16 protein-coding genes, 1 tRNA gene and 1 pseudogene are annotated in these 19120 nt (G+C 55.1%); 7 read left to right on the top strand and 11 right to left on the bottom strand.

Annotation, left to right across the window (positions count from 1 at the left end; translation table 11 throughout):
- The first annotated feature begins 47 nt into the window (after window positions 1-47).
- Entirely contained in the window at window positions 48-677 is a 630-nt protein-coding gene (locus CFT68_RS19635) for a DUF4230 domain-containing protein (RefSeq protein WP_088845384.1), read from the top strand.
- A 12-nt stretch (window positions 678-689) separates the two neighbouring features.
- Here the strand turns inward: CFT68_RS19635 and CFT68_RS19630 are convergent, their stop codons facing one another.
- Window positions 690-1190, bottom strand: a complete 501-nt coding sequence (locus CFT68_RS19630; protein ID WP_088845383.1) for a regulatory protein RecX — start codon at window positions 1188-1190, stop codon at window positions 690-692.
- 427 nt (window positions 1191-1617) lie between these two features.
- Here CFT68_RS19630 and CFT68_RS19625 point away from each other — a divergent pair, with 427 nt between their 5' ends.
- The 3 genes from CFT68_RS19625 to CFT68_RS19615 all read left to right on the top strand — a co-directional run bounded on the left by CFT68_RS19625 (window position 1618) and on the right by CFT68_RS19615 (window position 6158).
- Complete coding sequence (locus tag CFT68_RS19625) at window positions 1618-2379, top strand: ferritin-like domain-containing protein (protein ID WP_088845382.1); 762 nt, start codon at window positions 1618-1620, stop codon at window positions 2377-2379.
- A gap of 40 nt (window positions 2380-2419) precedes the next feature.
- Window positions 2420-3400, top strand: coding sequence for a ferritin-like domain-containing protein (locus CFT68_RS19620; protein ID WP_088845381.1), 981 nt, complete (start codon window positions 2420-2422; stop codon window positions 3398-3400).
- Between the two features lie 127 nt (window positions 3401-3527).
- Complete coding sequence (locus CFT68_RS19615) at window positions 3528-6158, top strand: DUF5686 family protein (protein WP_088845380.1); 2631 nt, start codon at window positions 3528-3530, stop codon at window positions 6156-6158.
- 256 nt (window positions 6159-6414) lie between these two features.
- Here CFT68_RS19615 and CFT68_RS19610 read toward each other — a convergent pair whose 3' ends face one another.
- The 3 genes from CFT68_RS19610 to CFT68_RS19600 are packed head-to-tail and all read right to left on the bottom strand — an operon-like array spanning window position 6415 to window position 7976.
- Window positions 6415-6702 carry a DUF4834 family protein gene (locus CFT68_RS19610; RefSeq protein ID WP_088845379.1) on the bottom strand — a complete coding sequence of 96 codons (288 nt, stop codon included), beginning with the start codon at window positions 6700-6702 and terminating at the stop codon, window positions 6415-6417.
- Window positions 6702-7478, bottom strand: a complete 777-nt coding sequence (locus CFT68_RS19605) for an FkbM family methyltransferase (RefSeq protein ID WP_088845378.1) — start codon at window positions 7476-7478, stop codon at window positions 6702-6704. Before CFT68_RS19605 ends, CFT68_RS19610 begins: the two co-directional genes overlap by 1 nt.
- Window positions 7479-7517: 39 nt before the next feature.
- Window positions 7518-7976: a hypothetical protein gene (locus CFT68_RS19600; protein ID WP_088845377.1), complete on the bottom strand. Its 459-nt coding sequence runs from the start codon at window positions 7974-7976 to the stop codon at window positions 7518-7520.
- Window positions 7977-8136: 160 nt separating this feature from the next.
- Between CFT68_RS19600 and CFT68_RS19595 the strand changes: the two genes are divergently transcribed.
- Window positions 8137-8209: transfer RNA gene (locus CFT68_RS19595), tRNA-Thr, on the top strand.
- 76 nt (window positions 8210-8285) lie between these two features.
- Here the strand turns inward: CFT68_RS19595 and CFT68_RS19590 are convergent.
- Together CFT68_RS19590 and CFT68_RS19585 are read right to left on the bottom strand one after the other, a co-directional pair.
- Entirely contained in the window at window positions 8286-8876 is a 591-nt protein-coding gene (locus tag CFT68_RS19590) for a hypothetical protein (protein WP_141106637.1), read from the bottom strand.
- A gap of 394 nt (window positions 8877-9270) precedes the next feature.
- On the bottom strand, window positions 9271-9648 hold the full coding sequence (locus tag CFT68_RS19585) for a hypothetical protein (RefSeq protein ID WP_088845375.1): 378 nt from the start codon (window positions 9646-9648) through the stop codon (window positions 9271-9273).
- Window positions 9649-9965: 317 nt separating this feature from the next.
- On the opposite strand from CFT68_RS19585, the gene CFT68_RS19580 reads away from it, so the two are divergent.
- Together CFT68_RS19580 and CFT68_RS22440 are read left to right on the top strand one after the other, a co-directional pair.
- On the top strand, window positions 9966-10577 hold the full coding sequence (locus CFT68_RS19580; protein ID WP_088845374.1) for a C40 family peptidase: 612 nt from the start codon (window positions 9966-9968) through the stop codon (window positions 10575-10577).
- Window positions 10578-11031: 454 nt separating this feature from the next.
- Window positions 11032-11107, top strand: a pseudogene (locus CFT68_RS22440) (YkvA family protein); the annotation flags it as partial.
- 385 nt (window positions 11108-11492) lie between these two features.
- Here the strand turns inward: CFT68_RS22440 and CFT68_RS19570 are convergent.
- The 5 genes from CFT68_RS19570 to CFT68_RS19550 all read right to left on the bottom strand — a co-directional run bounded on the left by CFT68_RS19570 (window position 11493) and on the right by CFT68_RS19550 (window position 18894).
- The gene (locus CFT68_RS19570) at window positions 11493-11753 is read right to left on the bottom strand and encodes an acyl carrier protein (RefSeq protein ID WP_088845372.1); all 261 of its coding nucleotides are present in this window, start codon (window positions 11751-11753) and stop codon (window positions 11493-11495) included.
- Between the two features lie 129 nt (window positions 11754-11882).
- A complete protein-coding gene (locus tag CFT68_RS19565; protein WP_088845371.1) occupies window positions 11883-15299 on the bottom strand; it encodes an efflux RND transporter permease subunit in 3417 nt (1138 codons plus the stop codon).
- 82 nt (window positions 15300-15381) lie between these two features.
- Complete coding sequence (locus tag CFT68_RS19560) at window positions 15382-16503, bottom strand: efflux RND transporter periplasmic adaptor subunit (RefSeq protein ID WP_088845370.1); 1122 nt, start codon at window positions 16501-16503, stop codon at window positions 15382-15384.
- A 75-nt stretch (window positions 16504-16578) separates the two neighbouring features.
- Entirely contained in the window at window positions 16579-18255 is a 1677-nt protein-coding gene (locus CFT68_RS19555) for a TolC family protein (protein WP_088845369.1), read from the bottom strand.
- 24 nt (window positions 18256-18279) lie between these two features.
- On the bottom strand, window positions 18280-18894 hold the full coding sequence (locus tag CFT68_RS19550) for a TetR/AcrR family transcriptional regulator (RefSeq protein ID WP_088845368.1): 615 nt from the start codon (window positions 18892-18894) through the stop codon (window positions 18280-18282).
- Between the last annotated feature and the right edge of the window lie 226 nt (window positions 18895-19120).

Below are 19120 nucleotides of genomic sequence, written 5' to 3'. Positions count from 1 at the left end.
TCTGGCTCGTACGCTATCAGAAGTCTACTGTCGCGTTTCCCTGTTCTATGCCTCTTGCCCGTATGCTCCGCCGCCTGCTGCCACTTGCTTTTTTAGTTGGTTTAGGCTGGTTTCTCTGGACCAAAGTCAGCCCTACGCTGCTGGAAAACCCGCTGAACCCCGAGCCGCGTATCACCGTGACGCACAACACGGTGCTGGAGAAAGTAGAAGACCTCGGCCGCCTGGAGCTAGTGCAGTACCATTTTAAAGATGTGGTAGAGTACAAAAAGAGTACCTACCGCTTCCTGCCCGATGCCAAAGTAGCCCTCATTGTGGCCGGCGACGCCGTGGGCTGCCTCGACCTGCGCAAGCTTCGCTCTCAAGATGTAGTGATGGAGGGCGACTCTATAGTGCGCGTGGCCTTGCCCGCCCCAGAACTCTGCACCTGGCAGATAGACCACTCCAAAAGCAAGGTATACAGTGTAGAAAACGGCTTTTTTCAGGATGCCGAACTCGTGGACGCTGGCTATAAATACGCCGAAGCTAATGTGCGTACGGCCGCGCTGCAATCGGGCATTCTGGCCCAAACGCAGCTGAATGCCGAGAAAATTCTGCGCCCTATGCTCGAAACCCTCACCGGGCGGCGCGTGATTCTTACGCAGCAGATGCAAAATCCACAGCCTCCCGCCAAGCGCTAGGCCACTTCTTGCCTAATCCTCGTCTTCCTCAGGGGCTTTACCCAAATCATCTAGGGCCATCTTGATGAGGTCCGATTCATAGCCTTTGCCGGTGAGGTACACCTGTATTTTCTGTCGGCGGACCCGGGGGTTTTTCTCCTTTTCCTGGCGGTCCTTTTTCTCGAGCAAGTCTACCAGGTTCTGGTAATACTCGTCGCCATCAATTTCTTTCATGCCCGATTTGATGCAGTAATCGGAGATACCCTTTTGCTTCAGCTCCTGCAAAATGCGGCGGCGGCCCCACCTTTTGTTGCGATAATGGCCGCGTACATAGGCTTTGGCGAAGCGCTCCTCATCCAGCAACTTTTCCCGGCTCAGCCGGATGATAATTTCGCCGGCTTCGTCCTCGTCCAGCCCGTACTCCCGCAATTTTGCCTCCACCTCCTTCTGGTTGCGCTCCTGGTAGGCGCAAAAAGCAGCTATTTTCTGCAAGGCTTCGGCGGGGGTATAAAACTTCTTTTTGGGCTGCATCATAAAGCAAAACGATAAGTGGCCTACGCACCATACGACGTGTGATTTTACTGAATCGTTCGGAATGTAAGCGAGTGTTCCTGGCCTCTAATTGCAAGTGACTTCGCACCAGCAGGATAATCTATTGGGCCCTAGTTCCTGTGAGCTTATGCAAGTCAGAAATTGTGGCCTTGCCAAGTGGCTTAATAGTAAATACCTAGCTCAGTTTGCTTGCTATGCCAAGGCACGAATCAGTTAACTGGCCAAAATGTTTTCGAAATTCGATTATATAATTTTGCCTTATATATTGGCAATCAATAACTTATATCATAAGTGTTAATACTTATTTTCAGAGTACAACTACGTAATTGACCTAGGTTATCCCTTAGTGTTCCGGACAGTAAGCGTAAGAGGTCTCAGTAATCTTTCACTCTTTATAAGCTGTTTTTATATGTCCAAGATTCACGATTTGGGCGCGTCAGATCAGGCGAACAATAGCCTTCTGCAGCCCCTGCAGCGTCGTTCATTTTTGCGGTACACCGGCGCTGGCTTAGCCATGTCTGGCTTGCTACTAGCTGGCTGCGACGATGACGAGGATACCATCGATTCCGGCAACTTCATTGATGTAGGCACCGGCGACTTTGGTGTGCTCAATTATGCGTATGCACTGGAGCAACTTGAGGCCGCTTTTTATGCCCAGGTGAAAACCGGAAAGTACTACACTGACCTAGCGGCCAGTTCCTCCGAAAAGCAGATTTTTGACGATCTGGCTCTGCACGAAAAGGCACACGCCGAATTCTTCAAGACGGCGCTGGCGGCTAATGCCATTAAAGCGCTGGAGGCCGACTTCAGCAGCATCAACTTCAATGACCGGACCAGCGTGCTGAATGCGGCCAAGTCATTTGAAGACCTGGGAGTAGCCGCTTACAATGGCGCCGGGCGCTATATCCAGACGGCCGCTTACCTGGTTGTGGCTGGCAAAATTGTGTCCGTGGAGGCTCGTCATGCCGCCCTTATTCGGGACCTGATCAGCTACAATAGCTTTGTAGACACCGATGTGGTAGACCTGTTTACTCCTACCTCCGCCACCTCGGCCCCCGGCGAGGGCAATGGCACTGGCCTGGAGCGCTCCATGAAACCGAGTGATGTCCTGACGAAGGCTAATACATTCCTTAAAGAAGGTTCTCGCCTGAGCGCCAACAACCTGAAATAAGCCTCGCCTCCTTCTTCCCTTAACTCCTTCGCCTTTCGTCATGGACCTCTTCAAAATAATTTCAGACATAGAAAAAGTAGACCCGGAAATTTATGAGCGCCTCGATTCGCGCCGCCGGGTATTCAAACACTTCGGCTTAGCCGGCAAAGCCGTGACTGCCGCGGTGCTGCCCGGTTTGGTAAGCGGGCTTTTCACGCGGGCATATGGCCAAACCACCGCGCTGCCCGCCGATATAGTTGCCGTCCTGAACCTGGCCCTTAGCCTGGAGTATCTGGAGTACTATTTCTACGATAGTGGTTTAAAAGCTCCCAACCTCATTCCGACCGCCGACCGCCCAGCGTTTGAGAAAATCCGCAATGATGAGTCGGGGCACATAAAAGTGCTTCGTGGGGCACTGGGCTCGGCGGCTATTCCCGATCCTACCCGGGCCGCTTTCGACTACAGCGGTGGCCGCGGTAGCGGAACGGGGCCTTTCGCAGCGGCTCTTATTAACAATTATGCTCTCTACTTGGGCTCGTCGCAGGCATTCGTTGATACGGGAATACGCGCCTACAAAGGCGGCGCTCCTACCCTAATGCCTAACAAGGATATTTTGGAAGCCGCCCTCAACATTCACTCGGTTGAAGCGCGCCACTCCTCTCACGTGCGCACCGTGCGCCGTGGCCTGGCGGCTTCACAAAGTGGGCAGGCCGCTACCACCGTTGCCGGTGACCTCAGCAACCTGAATGCCCGGCCGAAAAGCTGGATTTCGGGTACCGATAACGGAGGCCCGTCACCAACAACAAACCCCTCTACGGCCCCAACCTACGGCCCAGGCAACCCGGCTACCGGGGCTTCCACGGCCATCATCTTCCCCGCTGAAAACAACACCCTGCAGGCCGGAGTAGAAATTTCTACCATTGCTGGCCTAAACGCCGCGGCCGCTTCGGAAGCTTTTGATGAGCCCCTTGACGCTGCTACGGTGAAGTCTATTGCCCGCAACTTTGTCAATGCTACAGTAGCTCCTAACCTGTTCGTGTAAGCACCCCGCTTAAACTTAGCTTCAAAAAGGACAGCCCCAGGGCTGCCCTTTTTTTTTGCTCCAGGGCACAGGCAACCATGCAGGGCCGGATTATATCTATCTTGACGTGCTTGTGACTTCTATTCTTATGCGTTCTGTTTTCCTGCTGGTTTGCTTCTTCTTATATCTCCCGTTTGCGCAGGCTGGTACCGTCCGGGGGCTCGTTTCTGATGCTAAAGGCCAGGGGCTGGCTTTTGCTAATGTAGCGGTGCGCGGCACCCCCACCAATACGGCTACCAACGAGCAGGGCAACTACCAGCTGCGCCTGCCAGCCGGCACCTATGAGCTGGTATTTCAGTATGTAGGCTACAAGCCGCACCTGGAAACCGTGCGCGTGGCGGGCGGCGACACGGCCACCGTGCTCAACGTGACACTGGCACCGGAAAGCTACCAGCTGCGGGAGGTGGTGGTACGCTCTTCCGACAAGGACCCGGCTTACACTATTGTGCAGCAAGCCATTCAGTGGCGCAACTACCACCAGCGCGAAGTGGCCGCTTTCAAGGCGCGCACCTATATCAAAACCCTCGCTCGTTTTACCGATGTGCCGGGCAAGATTATGGGCCTCGTGAAAGTGGGGCCCGATTTCAAGCCAGGTATATTCTACCTCTCCGAAACAGTTTCAGAAATGAGCTTCCGCCAGCCCAATGTGGTGCAGGAGCGCATGATTTCCTCCCGCGTAAGCGGCGACACCAAAGGCATCAGCTTCAACCGGGCCAGCGCCGGCCGGGGCCTCAATTTCTACCAGAGTGTGCTAAAAAGCGGCTTTTCGGAGCGCGGGTTTGTGTCGCCGATTGCGGCAAACGGGCCGCTGTTTTACCGCTACGAGCTAGAAGGCAGCACCCAGCAGGGTGGCCTACTGATCCATAAAATAAAGGTAACGCCCCGCCGCCGCTCCGACCCCGTTTTCTCGGGCCACATCTACATTGTGGATGGCACCTGGCGCCTGCATTCAGTATCGCTCAACCTGAACAAAGATGCCCAGCTCGACTACGTCGACAACCTGCACATCGAGCAGATTTTTGCGCCCGCTCCGGGGCCTTCCGATGTGTGGGTGATGCAGTCGCAGAAGGTAACGGTGGGCTTTACGGCCCTGGGCTTCAAGGGCAATGGCTACATCACGGCCATACTATCGAACTACAAAGTGGTTCCTACCTACCCCAACCGCCCGGCTCCCACCGTGGCAGCGCCCACGCCCACCAGCAAAGAAGCGGCTGATGCTCCCGTAACGCGAGAGACCGTGGCTGATGTGAAGAAGCAAAAGCCCAAGCTACAGGGCCTGCGCGCCGCTGTGCGCCGCCAGGCCAAACAGGCCGAGCGCGACACGAGTGGCCTAGGCATGGGCAAGCTGAAGCGCGGCGAAGTAATGCTAGTGGAGAAAGGCGTGAATGAACGCGACACCAGCTATTGGGCATCGGTGAGGCCTATTCCGCTCACTTCGGAAGAAGAAAAGGACTATCAGGTGAAGGACAGCACAGAGGTTATCCGCACGTCGCGCACCTACCAGGACTCTCTGGACCGCAAGCGCAACGAGGTGGAAATTGGCAAGCTGCTGCTCGCGGGCTACTTCTATAACCAGACCTATTACAAGCGCCAGTGGTACGTGGCACCGGTCTTTAATATCGTGAACTTTAATACGGTGGAAGGGCTGGTGGTCAATCCGCAGGTCACCTTTACCCAGCGCACCGACGACCGGCGCGTGTGGTCCGTGACGCCCTCTTTGCGCTACGGATTCAGCAATAAGCTTCTGAGCCCCAGCGTGTCGGCCTCCTGGCAATATGACCCCGTGAAGCTAGGCCGCCTAAGCCTGAGCGCCGGGCGCACTATCGAGAACTTTGACCCCAACAGCCAGCTTACGCCCTTCATCAACTCCTACTACACGCTGCTGGAAAACCGCAACTACGCCAAGCTCTACCGCCGCGATGGCCTGGAGCTGGGCTACCAGTGGGAACCCTTGAATGGCCTCACGGTGCAGGCAACCACCAGCTACTTTACTAGGCGCGAGCTGTATAATACCACAGGCAAGTTGCTCATTGATAAGCCCAGCGTGGGATTTACGCCGAATACACCCATCAACGAAGAGCTTCCGTTGGGCACCAGCTTTGGGCGCAGCCAAGCGCTTACCACAGACATCACGGCCTCTTTCCGGCCGGGACAGCGCTTCATCACCCGCCCCAATGGTAAGGTCAATCTAGGCTCTAAGTATCCTACCTTTCTGCTGCGGTGGCGACAAGGCGTGGGCGGCGTGCTAGGCTCCGATGTGCGCTATACGCTGCTGGAAGCCGGCCTGCGCCATTCTGTTAATCTAGGCCTGTTGGGTACCAGCAACTACCGCGTGTCGGCTGGTTTCTTCCCTGGCTCGCCGAAACTGGAGTTCATGGATTTCCGTCATTTCAGTGGCAACCGCACCTACCTGACCGGCGACTTCAGCCAGTTCCAGTTGCTCGACTATTATCGGTTCAGCACTCAGGACAGGTACCTGGAAGCCCACTACAATCACCACTTCAATGGGTTCCTGCTGAACAAAATACCGCTGCTGCGTCGTCTGAAGTGGCAGGAAGTGGCCTCGCTCAACTACCTGACCACGCCCACCGCCAACCACTACCTGGAGTTGGGTGTAGGCGTTGAGCACGTCTTCAAACTGCTCCGAGTTGACTTCTATACTGGCCTACAATCTGGCAAACGAGTAGGGACTGGCCTACGCGTAGGCATTGGGTTTTAATGAAAGGTGAACTTGTGAACTAGTGAAGTGGTGAGTTTATGTTCAAGTGGCCTAGAGGTCGTCATTACGAGGAGGCACAACGACCCAATCCTTCCTAGTCGTAGTACGAACACCTAAAAACTGAAAAGCCCTTACGTCCTGTGTGGAAGTAAGGGCTTTTTGATAGTTCAACGGTTAGTGCAGTGTCGAGGAAGGATGGCGTCGTCGTGCCTCCTCGCCATGACAACCTCTAGGCCATTGTATAATTTATATCAGCCTATTTCACCTCCTCGAAGTCGACGTAGTCGCCTCCCTTAAACTCTTTGGGCTTTTGCGGCTTCTCGCGGGGTGGCACGTAATCAACATGCACCTCTCCGGAAGAGGCAGCGGTGCTCTGGGGCCGGGCGGGCTCAAACGGTGCCCCAAACGAATTGCCACCAGCCGCCTGTCCGTAGCGGCGCGCCTGCTTCTTCACGAAGTTGCCGACGACCATGCGCAACACGATGGGCAGAATGAAGCGTGCAACAAAAAAGAGGACGAGAAGGATGAGCAGGAATGTGGCCATTAACGGGTTGCCTGGTTGAGAGCAGAGGAAGCTGGTTGAAAGTAAAAATCAGCCGTGACGGCGCTTTCTAGTTGCGCCTCAGAACACGGTACTAATTCAGAACGCTCAGAAAGCACAAATGGTTTGTACCCAAGTTCCGCCAGGAGTTTCGCCACGCCGCGGCGGTTTTCCAGGCCATTCAGTTCCGTCTGAATAAGCGGATGAAAGCGGCGCAACGTATCCTGCATATGTCGGAATACCTCGTACTCGAAGCCTTCAACGTCGCATTTTACAAAATCAAGGCGCTCTAGCTGGCCAAACAGTTCGTCGGGTACGCGCATAGGCACTTCATAGGTGCGGGCGTACTGCTCTTGGGTGTTGCTGGCGGCTACTTTCGTCATGCCGTGGTGCAGCAGGCCGTCGCGCTCGGGCGTGCCCATCTGCACGGTGGTGTTCTCGCCGCCCAGGGCATAAGGCAACAGCGTGAGGTTGTTGAAGTGACTTAAGAGCACATTATCCTTCCAGATAGCCTGGAAATCGGGAATGGGCTCCACGGCCAGCACCTTTCCCTGCGCACCCACCAGCCGCGACAATGCTACGGAGTAGTAGCCCAGATTAGCTCCGATATCCACGCAAACATAGCCGGGACGCACTATTTTCTCCAGGAAGAAGAGCTCCGGATATTTCTGCCGTCCCCAGCCCATGCCCACTAGCCGCAAATACACGCGGCTTACCAAGCGGATATACGACTCGAAACCGAGCGTGCGGACCAACAGTTTGCGGAGTTGTTTCATCATGATGGCCGCAAAGGTAGCAGCTCCGTTGGCTCTGCCGTGCTACCTCTTGCGGCTCTTGCTCCAGGCGCTGGAAATGCCGGCCGCTGCTAGGCCACCTATCAGGTACCACGCTACCGTCATGACTTTCGTTTGGGTAGTTCGGTTGCTGGGTGCCTCCCCAAGTCCCATCGGGCCAGGTAGCACTACGCCACCGATGCCAGCCGCCAGGCCTAGCGCGGCACCCCGCCACCATACGACTTTCCCCGTCCCGACGAAGCTATAGTACACGCCATTGCTCACCAAGTCGCCCAGCATAGTGAGGCCGTACGCGGTGTCGTCATCGGGCTGCGGAGCATCGGCTTTGCTGATCAGCTTGCGTAGGCCACGTTTGCCCAGCACATCCATGCGGGGCGCATCTTCGGGGCGCAAGTGCCGAACGGTTTCGTGTAGAATGTTGAGTACCAAAGCGCCGCCTAGGCCACTGCCAAGCGCCTGGGTTAGCCGAGAGGATTGTTTCATTGTTTTGTAGTTGGTTAGAAGAACCACACAGAGGCCATTTTATACGCATTCCACGCCTGTCAACCGGAATTACTTTGCAAAAAAGCCGCTTCGTCATTTGCGTATTGATTCCGGAGCTGCCTATCTTTGCTGCCCCTGACGGATATGCCGCCTCGGAAATGCCTCTTTAGCTCAGTTGGTAGAGCAGCTCATTCGTAATGAGCAGGTCGTTGGTTCGAGTCCAATAAGAGGCTCATACAAGAAAAGGCCCCGTGTACATCTGGTATGTACACGGGGCCTTTTTTCATTGTCATCAGACATCAGCTGATCTTACAGGTCGCTGGAGTAGTCGTCATCGTAGCTACGCGAAGTGCTGCCGCGGTATACGGAGTCGCTGCTGCTATTCCACTTCGAGTCGGAATCCTTGTTCCACTTCGATGAGTCGTTGCCCCACTTCGATTTTGAATCGGTGTCGGAAGAGCCGCGGTACGAGCGGTAGGCCTCTCCCTTCGAAGCATTGCTCTTGGAGCGCAAAGCCAACCAGCTCAGACCGCTTACCAGAAGAGCACCGCCTACTACTTTTTGCGTGGGCGTGAGCTTGTTTACCTGCTCAGCCGCTTTGCTGCCGAAATCCTTCAGTTGCTGGGGAAGCTGGTTTACATCAATGTTTTTCAGCCATTGCTGCTGATCCAGCCATGATTTCTGCTGGCTGCCGCTGTTTTGCTGGCTTCTCTGACCTGAGTTCTGGTCTGCGGATGAGGACGAAGAACGGCTGTCGTTGCCGCCGGAGCGGGACGAGCTCTGATCGGAATTGGAGGTGTTGCTACGGTTGCTGCCGCTTGCGCTCTGGTCTGAGCTGGAAGCACTACCCGAAGCAGCGGACTTGCTAGTAGCCTGCGACTTGTTCGTTTCTGAATCCATGGCCGAGGCGGAATTGCCCGGTGCTGGAGTGCCTGCAGCACCAGCTGAGGTAGGAGCAGAAGAAATATTTTTGTTGGAATTAGAATTCTGATTAGAGCCGCTATTAGGCTGGTTTTGCTTGTTTTCCATGGTAGTGAGGGGTTGCGTGATAAAACTAACTCAAGCTGCCGGCGGGCAGTTGCCCCCTTGTATTCGTGAAAACCTGCAGAAAAGTTGTGGTTGAGTTGAGTGCCAACTGGTTATAGCAACCACGCTATATACTTCTACAGCACCTATCAGTGGCCTAGGCCAGCTTTCCCCTTACCAAGACGCTATACCAAATGTGCTAAGAGGCCTAGAAGACGAATCTTGATTTCTAGATGGCCTAGAATCTCACCTATAAGCCTCAGTAGAACTAGCTTGGTAAGTTTCTTGGGCCTTTCGGCGAGGCATGCCGCTGCTCGGGAGAAGGAAGTGCTTGGCCTTGCGCATACAGCAGGGCATCTCGCTCCCCGGCTTCGCGGGCGGCTACCTCAAAAGGAATATTGTAATAACCGTATCGAACCCACCCGACCAGATAGCGCCACAGGAAACCAAAGTGGCCGTGCTCCTGAAACTGTCGGATGTGTTCCATCTCGTGGGCTACCCAATGCGGGTCGCGCAGAAACTCCTCCCGGGTAGCTCCGCTCAGATGGATGTTCTGGCCCAGTACCAAGGCCACGCTACGGGCGCCTAGCTTGAGGCGCGCGGCCCGAGCGAAGGGCGAGTTTTCAATGATGCGGGGCAACTCCATAACAAACGAATAAATCGGGCCGAGTATACGCACCTTTTAGCCAAGCAGTTGGCATATTGGCCTTAATTTTTTAATGATATAGTTGGGCTTTAAGAAGAACTTTAACCTATTTGGGGTACGAAGCTTGGTCATCCCGGATTTTTGGGGTTAGCTTTAACAACTGGCTCGGAGAACTATCCGGCTCAACAAGCCAGCTTAAAACGCTCTTTTACCCTCTTATTTTTTCGTTTTCAGGTCTCTTTCCTCTCGAAAAAACAGCACCCACTCAGGTTAGCCGACAGCCTCGGTTACCTTCTTTTGCCACTTCCCGACGGACAATGAAAAACAGCATCCTGTATTGCCTCGCCGCGGCCTCGATGGTCCTCTCTTTTTTCTTTGAAAGAACTCCCGCAACTCACCCGACAGCACAGGGCGCCCTTGTAGCGCAGGAAGCGTCCTTCCTTAGTGGCCTACTAGGCACAGAGGAGCCGCACACCGCCACGCTGCGCACTGCTTCGGACTCGACGGAATACAGCAAATACGCACAACGCCTGGGCATTGAGCCCAGCTTCGATACCAACAAAGATCTGCTTGCTACGGTAGTTTCCTGGTTAGGAACTCCTTACCGCTACGGCAGCAACAGCAAAAGCGGCACCGATTGCTCCGGCTTCGTGACCCGCGTATTCAAGGAAGTGTATGGCGTAACGCTGCAGCGTAGCTCCCGCTCCATGTTTGCCAACGTGAAGCACGTGCAGAAAGACGACATGCAGACCGGCGACCTAGTTTTCTTTCGTCGGGGCCCAGGCCAGCCGATCTACCACGTAGGCATTTACCTGAAAGACGGCAAGTTTGCCCATTCGGCCACCAACGGCGGCGTCATGGTTAGCTCCCTGAACCAGGCCTACTACAGCCGCAACTTCTACGCTGCTGGCCGCGTGGAAAACAACTAGCGGTTCTCCTTACTTCAGTTCTACTTTAGAGCCTTGTTCTGCGGAACAAGGCTTTTTTGTTGACTTTTGCGCGGCGCTCAATTGTAAAACTATTTTGGCCTGAAACAGTATAGCAAACCGCTGGCTATCTGTTGCTGGCCAACCTTTTTACTCCTCCCTACTTTGCTTACCTATCATGGATAAGGAAACTCCCAAAGGCGAAAATATCGCCTCGTCGCCCCTCTTCAAGAAATTTGTAGGCAAGGCCGAAGAATACATTCAGAAGCCTACGCGCCTCAAGCAATTACTCAATGATGCCTATCATAAGGCTAGCGAGAAAAACGATGTAGGTTCCTTGGCGCACGAAGCCTGGGAAACCCTCCAGACGCTATTCCGCCTTATTCGCAGTTCCGTATCGGGCGAGTACACAGGCCTGCCTACCAGCACAGTTATAGGGGCTGTGGCCGTGACTATTTACTTCATGAGCCCCATTGACCTGATTCCAGATTTCATTCCGGTGCTAGGCCTCCTGGATGACGTGGCGCTGGTAGCGTGGTTCAGCACGACTATTAAAGAGGAAATGGACCGCTTCCTGGAATGGGAGAAAACCCGGCCTACGGTGGTTGAGGAAGAAAAGCCTGTGACCGGCTCTGCCGCTACGGCTGCCTCTTCCGTAGCACCAGTAGAATCGCCAGCCGCCGATAGGCCTACGGCAAACGACACCGACAAGCAAGCTGCGGAAGCCCGTCTCCACACCGATACGGCCGCAAACACCACCGATAGCAGCCGCGAGCCCAATACGTCTGCCGAAGCCCGCCCCAGCGGCGGTGATGCCGGCGGAAACGTCCGTTAGACGTTTCAACTTAAACACAAAAAAGGAGCCTGCAACAGCTGTTGCAGGCTCCTTTTTTGTGTTGACTTAACTGGTAGAGTGGCCTAGGCCGCCTTCGCGTGAGAGGCAACGTAGTTCACAAAGTCGCCCACGGTAGCGAGGGGAACCTCATCGGGGATGACAATGTGGAAGTTACGTTCCAGCTCCAGAATAATGTCTACCACATCTACGGTATCAAAGCCCAGCTCCGTGCTCAGGCTACTACCTACACGCAGGCGCCGCGGCTTAATAGCCTTGCGCTTGCTGATGATGCGCAGCACCTGCTGCTCAATGGTTTTGGGGGCGAGAGTCGTCGAAATGTTCATAGGGGAAACGACAAAGAACGAGGGTACTAAAAAGGGAGAGCGAGTGGTGGGTCCGACACTCCCCCGCCCATTCGGGCGAAGGAGTATCGGAGCTTGCAAAATGGTTGCAAGCACCACAGTAAAAATCAGTTAGTATTCGGCCAGCACTGGCGGACGGGCCGCCTCTACTTCCGTCTCATTGATCAGCGTATCTGTTTTCTTGAACACCCGCAGCTTGAGGCTTTCGGTCAGCAGATACATAACAGGCACAACAATAAGCGTGATGCCGGTCGCAAACACCAGACCGAAAATGATGGTCCAGGCCAGCGGGCCCCAGAATGTTACCGACTCACCCCCGATGAAGAAGTTGGCGTGACCGGAGTTGAACAGCTCATAGAAGTCGATGTTCAGGCCGATGGCCAGCGGAATGAGGCCTAGCGTAGCGGCAGTTGCCGTCAGGATAACCGGGTTGAGGCGGGTACGGCCGGCCAGTACAATGGCTTCGCGCAGTGGCATACCCTGCGCCCGCAGGATATCGGTGAATTCAACCAGCAGAATACCGTTTTTCACCACGATACCGGCCAGTGCAATTACCCCTACCCCCGTCATTACGATACTGATGTTCATGCCCGTAATGGCTAGGCCTAGCATAACGCCAATGATGGAGAACAGGATTTCCGTCAGGATCAGGATAGGCTTGCTCACTGAGTTGAACTGCATTACCAACACCAGGAAGATGAGGGCAATAGCGCCAAAGGCGGCTACTCCCAGAAAGCTGCTGGTTTCCTGCTGGTCTTCCTGTGCACCACCCATCTTGATGGTGTAGCCGGGAGGCGTAGGATAAGCTTTCAGGGCCGTCTCAATCTGACGTACTACATCGGGACCAGTAAAGCCGCTGAGCACGTTCGAGGAAATCGTGATAACGCGCTTCACGTCTTTGCGCTTGATACCACCATAGGTAGTGCCGTAGCGCACATCAGCCACCGAGGAAATAGGCACTTGGCGAATAGCACCAGTAGCATCGCGGAACGTCAGGGGCGAGTTCAGGATAGCATCTACATCAGAGCGGTAGGGCTCGGCGTAGCGCACCTGAATCGGGTACTCGTCGTCAGGAGTCTTGAATTTGCTGGCTTCGGTACCGTAGATGGCGGTCCGAACCTCGGAGCCAATCTGGGCGGTGCTGATGCCTTCACGGTTAGCACGAATCCGGTCGATATCCACCGCAATTTCGGGGTTGCGGTCTTCCAGGTTCGAGCGCAGCTGCTCTACCCCACCAATCTTCAAGGAATCGATGTAACGGGCTACGTTTTTCGATAGCGCAATCAGGGTTGGATAGTCGTCGCCGGCAACTTCAATGGCAATCGGCTTACCCGTTGGCGGGCCGCTTGATTCCTTATCCACGGAGATTTCCGCGCCCGGAATGCCTTTCACCACTTCCCGGATTTTGTCCATGTACGTGATGGTTGCCGGTCCGGTCCTCTCGCTCATTTCTTTGAACGCCACGGCAATCTTCGCCAGGTTCGACTGCGACGTACCGGAAGCAGAGGCTTCGCCAGGGTCGCTGGCACCAATGGCCACGTTAGTGATGATGGATTCTACGTCGGGGTTATTGGCGCCCACTACACCTGCAATGCGCTTCTCGAGCACGCGGGCCACCGAGTCAGTTACCTCTACTCGGGTGCCCACGGGCATCTTGAGGTAGGTGTACACAAACTTCGGATCACCGCTGGGGAAGAAGTCCACCTTTGGGCTGCGGGCTCCTACTGCGAAAATCGACACAAAGAACAGTACTACCATGCTCACCATGATGAGCGCTGGGTGCTTGATGGCCCAGCCTACTAGGCTGGCGTAGCCATTCTGGAAGCGGGGTAACACTTTGGTCTGGAAGCCCGCAATCATGTGAATGAACACGAACTTATCCAGGAAGCACAGCGCAATAACGGTCAGCGTCAGGTTGCCCACGAAGGTAGAGCCGGCCAGGTAGCCAATCACGGCAATCAGGGTCAGCACACCCATGGCAATCAAGAAGTTGCGGGTCAGCTTGGGCTTGTTATCTTCGGCGTGGTGGTCTTCGCGCTCCATGAAGCTCACGGCAAACACCGGGTTCATGATAAAGGCCACAATCAGCGACGACATCAGGGTCAGAATCAGCGTTACGGGCAAGTAGAACATGAACGAGCCCACAATGCCTGGCCAGAACATGAGCGGCACGAACGGTGCTACCGTGGTCAGCGTACCAGCAAGCACCGGAATGAACACCTCGCCGGCCGCATATTTGGCGGCTTGGGCCGTCGTCAGGTTGGGGTGTTCATGTAGCAGACGGTGGGTGTTTTCGATTACCACAATGGCGTCATCGACCACAATACCCAAGGCCAGTAGGAAGGCGAACAGCACGATCATGTTTAGGGCGAAGCCGAACACCGGCAGCATCACGAACGCCAGGAACATGGAAATGGGAACCGACAGGCCTACGAACAGTGCGTTGGTAGTACCCATGAAGAACATCAGAATCAGCGTCACCAGAATGAAGCCGATGATGATGGTGTTGATCAGGTCGTGGAGGGTAACGCGGGTATCGTTTGAGGTGTCGCCGGTTACAGTGATAGTCAGCTCCTTGGGCAGGCTCTTCTTCGAGTCTTCGATGATGAGCTTGATCTTATCCGAGGCATCAATCAGGTTTTCGCCCTGGCGCTTAATGACGTTTAGGGTTACAGCCGTTTTACCATCAAGGCGGGCATACGATTCGCGGTCCTTGAAAGCATCCGTCACGGTGGCAATGTCGCCGAGACGTACGGCCGAGCCGTTCAGGTTCTTCACCTGAATGTTGGCAATATCAGCGGCGCGCACATACTGGCCCGCCACGCGTACTGCACGCTTCTGCTCACCTACGTTCACGGAACCACCCGAGATAGTAATGTTCTCGCGGGCAATAGCGGCACTGATGTCGCCGAAGCTCAGGCGGGAAGCCCGCAGGCGGTTCAGGTCCACATCCACGTTTACTTGCTGATCCAGGGCACCGATGATGTCGACGCGGGTGATTTCGGGCAGGGCCTCAATCTTGTCCTGGAAGTCATCGGCAAACTTCTTCAGCTGGCTCACGGGCAGATTGCCGGCCAGGTTAATGTTCATGATGGGCAGCTCCGAGAGGTTCACTTCCTGCACGGTAGGCGGCGTGGGCAAGTCGTTGGGCAGCTCGTTGCTGGCCTTGTCCACGGCATCCTTGATGAGCTGCTTGGCATACTGCACGTCAACGCCGGAGTTGAACTCCACGTCCACGATGCAATAGTCCTGGTTAGAGGTCGAAGAGATTTTCTTCACCCCGTTCACCGACTTGATTTCCTTCTCGAGCTGGCGCGTTACCAAGTTCTCGATATCGGTGGGGGAAGTGCCGGGGTAAATCGTGGCCACGATGATACGCGGAATCACGATGTCCGGAAACTTCTCTTTCCCTAGCTTAATGTAGGAGAAGATACCCGCCACGCATAGCAGCAAGGTGATAATGTAGATACTGGTTTTATTATCAATCGACCAGGAGGTCGGCTTGAACTCTTTTTCTGGATCCTGCATGAGTTCTGGTTTTGACGTTCTGGTGTTGGCTTCGCTTCTAGGCCTATCTGGCTACCGCTGGATAGGCCTAGCTGCCCGACAACTACAGGCTAACGGCCTGTCCCTCGTTCAAATTCTGATAACCTGCGGAAATCACCTGGTCGCCGGGCTGTAGGCCACTCTTGACCTCAACCTTGCCGTTGTAGGTGTTTCCGATCTGGATAATGCGCTTGGCCGCCACTTTCTGACCGCCTTTGTCATTGACTACCAGCACGAAGCTGTTCTGTTCATCTTTCTGCACCAAATCTACCGGCAGCACGGTGGCGTCCTGACGGTTGTAGTTCTGGATGCGCACGTTGGCCACCATATTGGGGCGCAGCTGACCGGCTTTATTGCTGTTCAGGCGCAGCTCCGTGGTGAAGGTGCGGCTGGTAGGGTTGATGGTGCTGGTTACTACACGCACGGTAGCGGGCAAATCCTCAGCGCCTAGATCGGGAATAGTTACCAGCGCTTTGTCGCCGACTTTGATGCGCGATGCGTAGGCCTCCGATACATCTACCACAATCTTGCCGGTGCTGCCGCTGCTCAGCAGTTTCACGACTGGCGCACCAGGCGCTACCGTTTCGCCGAGCTTAGGCAGTACATCATCCACCGTACCTGCGAAAGGAGCCACTACGCTATAGAGTGCGCGCTGGCGGTTGAGGGTAGAGAGGTTGCTTTGCAGAGCTTGGTAGTTGTTCTTAGCCTGCAGGTATTGAATCTCGGTGCCGATTTCCTGCTTCCAGAGGCGGCTTTGCTTTTCATAGACCACGCGGGCCAAATCCATGCGAGTGCGCAACTCCGAAATGCTGGCATCCAGCACGGCGGCATCTACAGTAGCCAGCACTTGGCCTTTGCGCACTTGGTCGCCGCGTTGCACGCGCAGGCTCGTCAGTGTACCAGCAGCACGAGAAGCTACTGTGGCGTTCTGATCGAAGTCGATGCGGCCTTGCAGCTCCAAGTAGCTATTGAAAGCTTCGGGAGCGACTTTAATAACCGATACCGGAGCGGCCTGAATAGCGGGCTTTTCGCCTGATTCGCCGGCTTTGGCTTCCAATTCGGCTATTTTAGCCTGGTTGGCGGCCTGCTCTTTCTTCAGGGTTGCCAATTCAGTCTTGGCGTCTTTCTGGCCGCAGGAGGCCAACAGGCCTAGGGCTAACACAACGGCAGAAGTAGAGTATTTCATTTGGAAGAAGCTAGTATGGAGCAAGAGTCTGAGGTTGTAGGCCAGTAGGCCATGGTGAGGAGGGCTCGTTGCTGCTTATTTTTTGGCTTGATTGTACAGTTCACCGGTCGCCTTGTCGCGGTCTACTTTAGCTACCAGCACATCGTAGAGGGCGGCGTAGTAGTTGGTTTGCGACTCACGCAGGGAGGTTTCAGCGGTTACCACTTCAATGTTGGAGCCGACGCCTTCCTTGAACTTGATGCGCGACACGCGAGCAACTTCGCTGGCCAGCTCCAAGTTGGCTTTCTGGTTATCGAGTACATCCAGGGCGTTGATGAGCGTGGTGCGGCTTTGCGCATCCTGCAAGTCAATGCTTTGGCGCAGGGTTTCGAAGCCGCGCTCAATGGTTTGCTGCTGAATGCGGGCCTGCTGCACCTGGTATTTGCGGCGAAAACCATCAAACACCGGTATTTGCAGGCTCAGACCCACGTTGCCGAAACCAAACCAGTTTTGGTTGGGGAAACCATTGCCCGCCCGGGAGTCAGGGCCGCGGAACGCGAACAGGTCGCCAGCCGTCTTGCCAGAACCCGAGAAGCCGTACGCAGCCGTAGCCAACAAGCGAGGGTAAGCGCCTGCCCGACGGTTGGCCAGGTCTAGGCCAGCCAACGCCTGCTGGGTTTCCAGGGTACTGAACTCGATGCGGTTGTTATAGTTGAAGGCTGCGGCCAACTGACCCGTGCGGGCTCCGCTAAGAGCCGTCTGCTGATCCTGACGGTTCTGCGCGTCGGCATTGCTAGGAGCCGTGGGCACCTGGCCTAGGCCAGAAACCCCACCACCTGTGGCGAAGTTGGCTCCGCCCAAACGCTGGCGCAGAGCACCGGCATCTACCACAGCAGCACTCAACGAATCGGTAAGCTGCACACCTTGCTGTTGGGGCAGGCCCATCTGGAACTTCAGCAGCGCCACGCTCAGCTCTGTAAGACGGCTGGCTTTCTGCTGCTCTACCACTAGGTTGTTACGCTGCACTTGTAGGCGCTGCACATCCAACTTCTCAGCAAATCCTGCTTTAAAGGTTTCGTTGGTTTGGTAAAGTAAGGTATCGAGGCGCTGCACGTTGCGCGAAAGCAGCTGCAGACGCTCCCGGGCCACCAAAGTGCTATAGTAGGCTTTGCTTACCTGCTCTACCACATCAATTTCGGCCTGCTGCGTCTGCTTCTGAGCAAGCTGCTCGTACACTTTCGCGGCTTTCAGGCCAATCAGGTAGGCGCCATCAAACAACAGCTGCGATACCGAGGCACTACTGTTGCCGGCCCACTGCAAACCAAAGGCAAATGCCTGAGGTGGCATGGGCTCAGAGGGCAGCGTTATGTTCTTCAGGTTTACCGTTTGGCCACCCTGTGCAGCCGCAATATCGGCGCTGGTAAGGGTGGTAGCCGAGGCACCGCTTAGTGCGCCAAAGTCTACCAAGCTCTTTTGCAGCTTAAAGTTGTCGGCCACGTTGGCGGCTACGTTCACCTGAGGCAAGCCGGCTGCCCGAATTTCACCCACTTTAGCGCGGGCCGTTTGCTCGCCTAAGCGCGTAGCCAGCAGCGTCGATTTGTTCTGAATGGCGTAGTCGATGGCCTGCTGCAACGTCAGCGGCAATGTGCCGATGGCTTGCTGCGCGCCCAGCGCGGGCTGGGTTGCGGGGGCAGTCTGCGCCAGGGCGGCGCCAGCGGGGGCCAGCAGGCCCGGCCCGGCAGCCAGCAACAAAACGCGGAGGTTCTTCTTCATATAGTCAAAAGCGGGTGTTGAAGCCTATTCTTCTTCCGTCACATGACGGTACTCATTTATCAGCTTGTGGCCTTTCAGCGTGACCATCCCCAGCAGGAAATGCTCGTTACATGCCATTTGCACGCGCGGCTGATCGAACTCGGCATGCGGAAACACGGTGGGGTCGAACAGAATATCAATTTGGGCTAGGCGCAGGCGCGAAAGCACTTCAATGTCCAGGTCGGCGCGGTAGAGGCCTTCGGCCACGCCCCGGCGCAGGTTATCCTGAATTTGGCTCAGGATGTACTTGCTCTTATGGGCATGAAACAGGTTCCAGGCCGCAGGGTAGTACTTGCGCAGATCGTGAATGGCGCTTGGGTTCATGTCGGCGAACTGGCGTTTGGCCCAGTCCATCATCTGCACCATTTCGTCAACCGCGTTGCGGGTCTTGCCGATGATCATTTCGCACTCGCCCTGCACCCCGTTCAGGTGGCTGGACATAACCGCTGACACAATCTGGTCTTTGTTCTCAAACCATTTATATAGGGTTTTTTTGGAGATGCCCAAGTGCGTGGCGATGTCGTCCATCGAAACACTTTTGATGCCGTTGCGCGTGAAAAGCTCGCGGCCAGCTTGCAGAATTCTGTCTTTCACTTCCATGTCTTCGGGGCAAAGGTACTATGGAAACTTTAAACGATTCCTAAGTTTCCATAGGTTTTTTACTATCAATTTTCAGCTACGGATAGTTCCCCGTTCTTCTTGACGATTGATGTCGCCTTTTACTTTAGCTCTAGCGCACTTTTTCTGGTGTAATTTTCAGCAGGGTGGCCTAGCGCTGCCAGACCGGCGCGTTCCTGTAACTTGCCACCTCATACCCTTCATACTT

The organism is Hymenobacter gelipurpurascens (assembly GCF_900187375.1).
Lineage (GTDB): Bacteria > Bacteroidota > Bacteroidia > Cytophagales > Hymenobacteraceae > Hymenobacter > Hymenobacter gelipurpurascens.
The sequence above is the reverse complement of the archived record's forward strand: the minus strand, read 5'-3'. Positions and strand labels throughout refer to the sequence as shown.

Bases quoted from the DNA above. Each gene is read 5' to 3' on its own strand.
- CFT68_RS19600 (WP_088845377.1), bottom strand. From the start codon at position 7,976: ATGAAACAATCCTCTCGGCTAACCCAGGCGCTTGGCAGTGGCCTAGGC.
- CFT68_RS19565 (WP_088845371.1), bottom strand. From the start codon at position 15,299: ATGCAGGATCCAGAAAAAGAGTTCAAGCCGACCTCCTGGTCGATTGAT.
- CFT68_RS19610 (WP_088845379.1), bottom strand. From the start codon at position 6,702: ATGGCCACATTCCTGCTCATCCTTCTCGTCCTCTTTTTTGTTGCACGC.
- CFT68_RS19620 (WP_088845381.1), top strand. From the start codon at position 2,420: ATGGACCTCTTCAAAATAATTTCAGACATAGAAAAAGTAGACCCGGAA.
- CFT68_RS19635 (WP_088845384.1), top strand. From the start codon at position 48: ATGCCTCTTGCCCGTATGCTCCGCCGCCTGCTGCCACTTGCTTTTTTA.
- CFT68_RS19560 (WP_088845370.1), bottom strand. From the start codon at position 16,503: ATGAAATACTCTACTTCTGCCGTTGTGTTAGCCCTAGGCCTGTTGGCC.
- CFT68_RS19585 (WP_088845375.1), bottom strand. From the start codon at position 9,648: ATGGAGTTGCCCCGCATCATTGAAAACTCGCCCTTCGCTCGGGCCGCG.
- CFT68_RS19625 (WP_088845382.1), top strand. From the start codon at position 1,618: ATGTCCAAGATTCACGATTTGGGCGCGTCAGATCAGGCGAACAATAGC.
- CFT68_RS19590 (WP_141106637.1), bottom strand. From the start codon at position 8,876: ATGGATTCAGAAACGAACAAGTCGCAGGCTACTAGCAAGTCCGCTGCT.
- CFT68_RS19550 (WP_088845368.1), bottom strand. From the start codon at position 18,894: ATGGAAGTGAAAGACAGAATTCTGCAAGCTGGCCGCGAGCTTTTCACG.
- CFT68_RS19555 (WP_088845369.1), bottom strand. From the start codon at position 18,255: ATGAAGAAGAACCTCCGCGTTTTGTTGCTGGCTGCCGGGCCGGGCCTG.
- CFT68_RS19630 (WP_088845383.1), bottom strand. From the start codon at position 1,190: ATGATGCAGCCCAAAAAGAAGTTTTATACCCCCGCCGAAGCCTTGCAG.
- CFT68_RS19605 (WP_088845378.1), bottom strand. From the start codon at position 7,478: ATGATGAAACAACTCCGCAAACTGTTGGTCCGCACGCTCGGTTTCGAG.
- CFT68_RS19570 (WP_088845372.1), bottom strand. From the start codon at position 11,753: ATGAACATTTCGACGACTCTCGCCCCCAAAACCATTGAGCAGCAGGTG.
- CFT68_RS19580 (WP_088845374.1), top strand. From the start codon at position 9,966: ATGAAAAACAGCATCCTGTATTGCCTCGCCGCGGCCTCGATGGTCCTC.
- CFT68_RS19615 (WP_088845380.1), top strand. From the start codon at position 3,528: ATGCGTTCTGTTTTCCTGCTGGTTTGCTTCTTCTTATATCTCCCGTTT.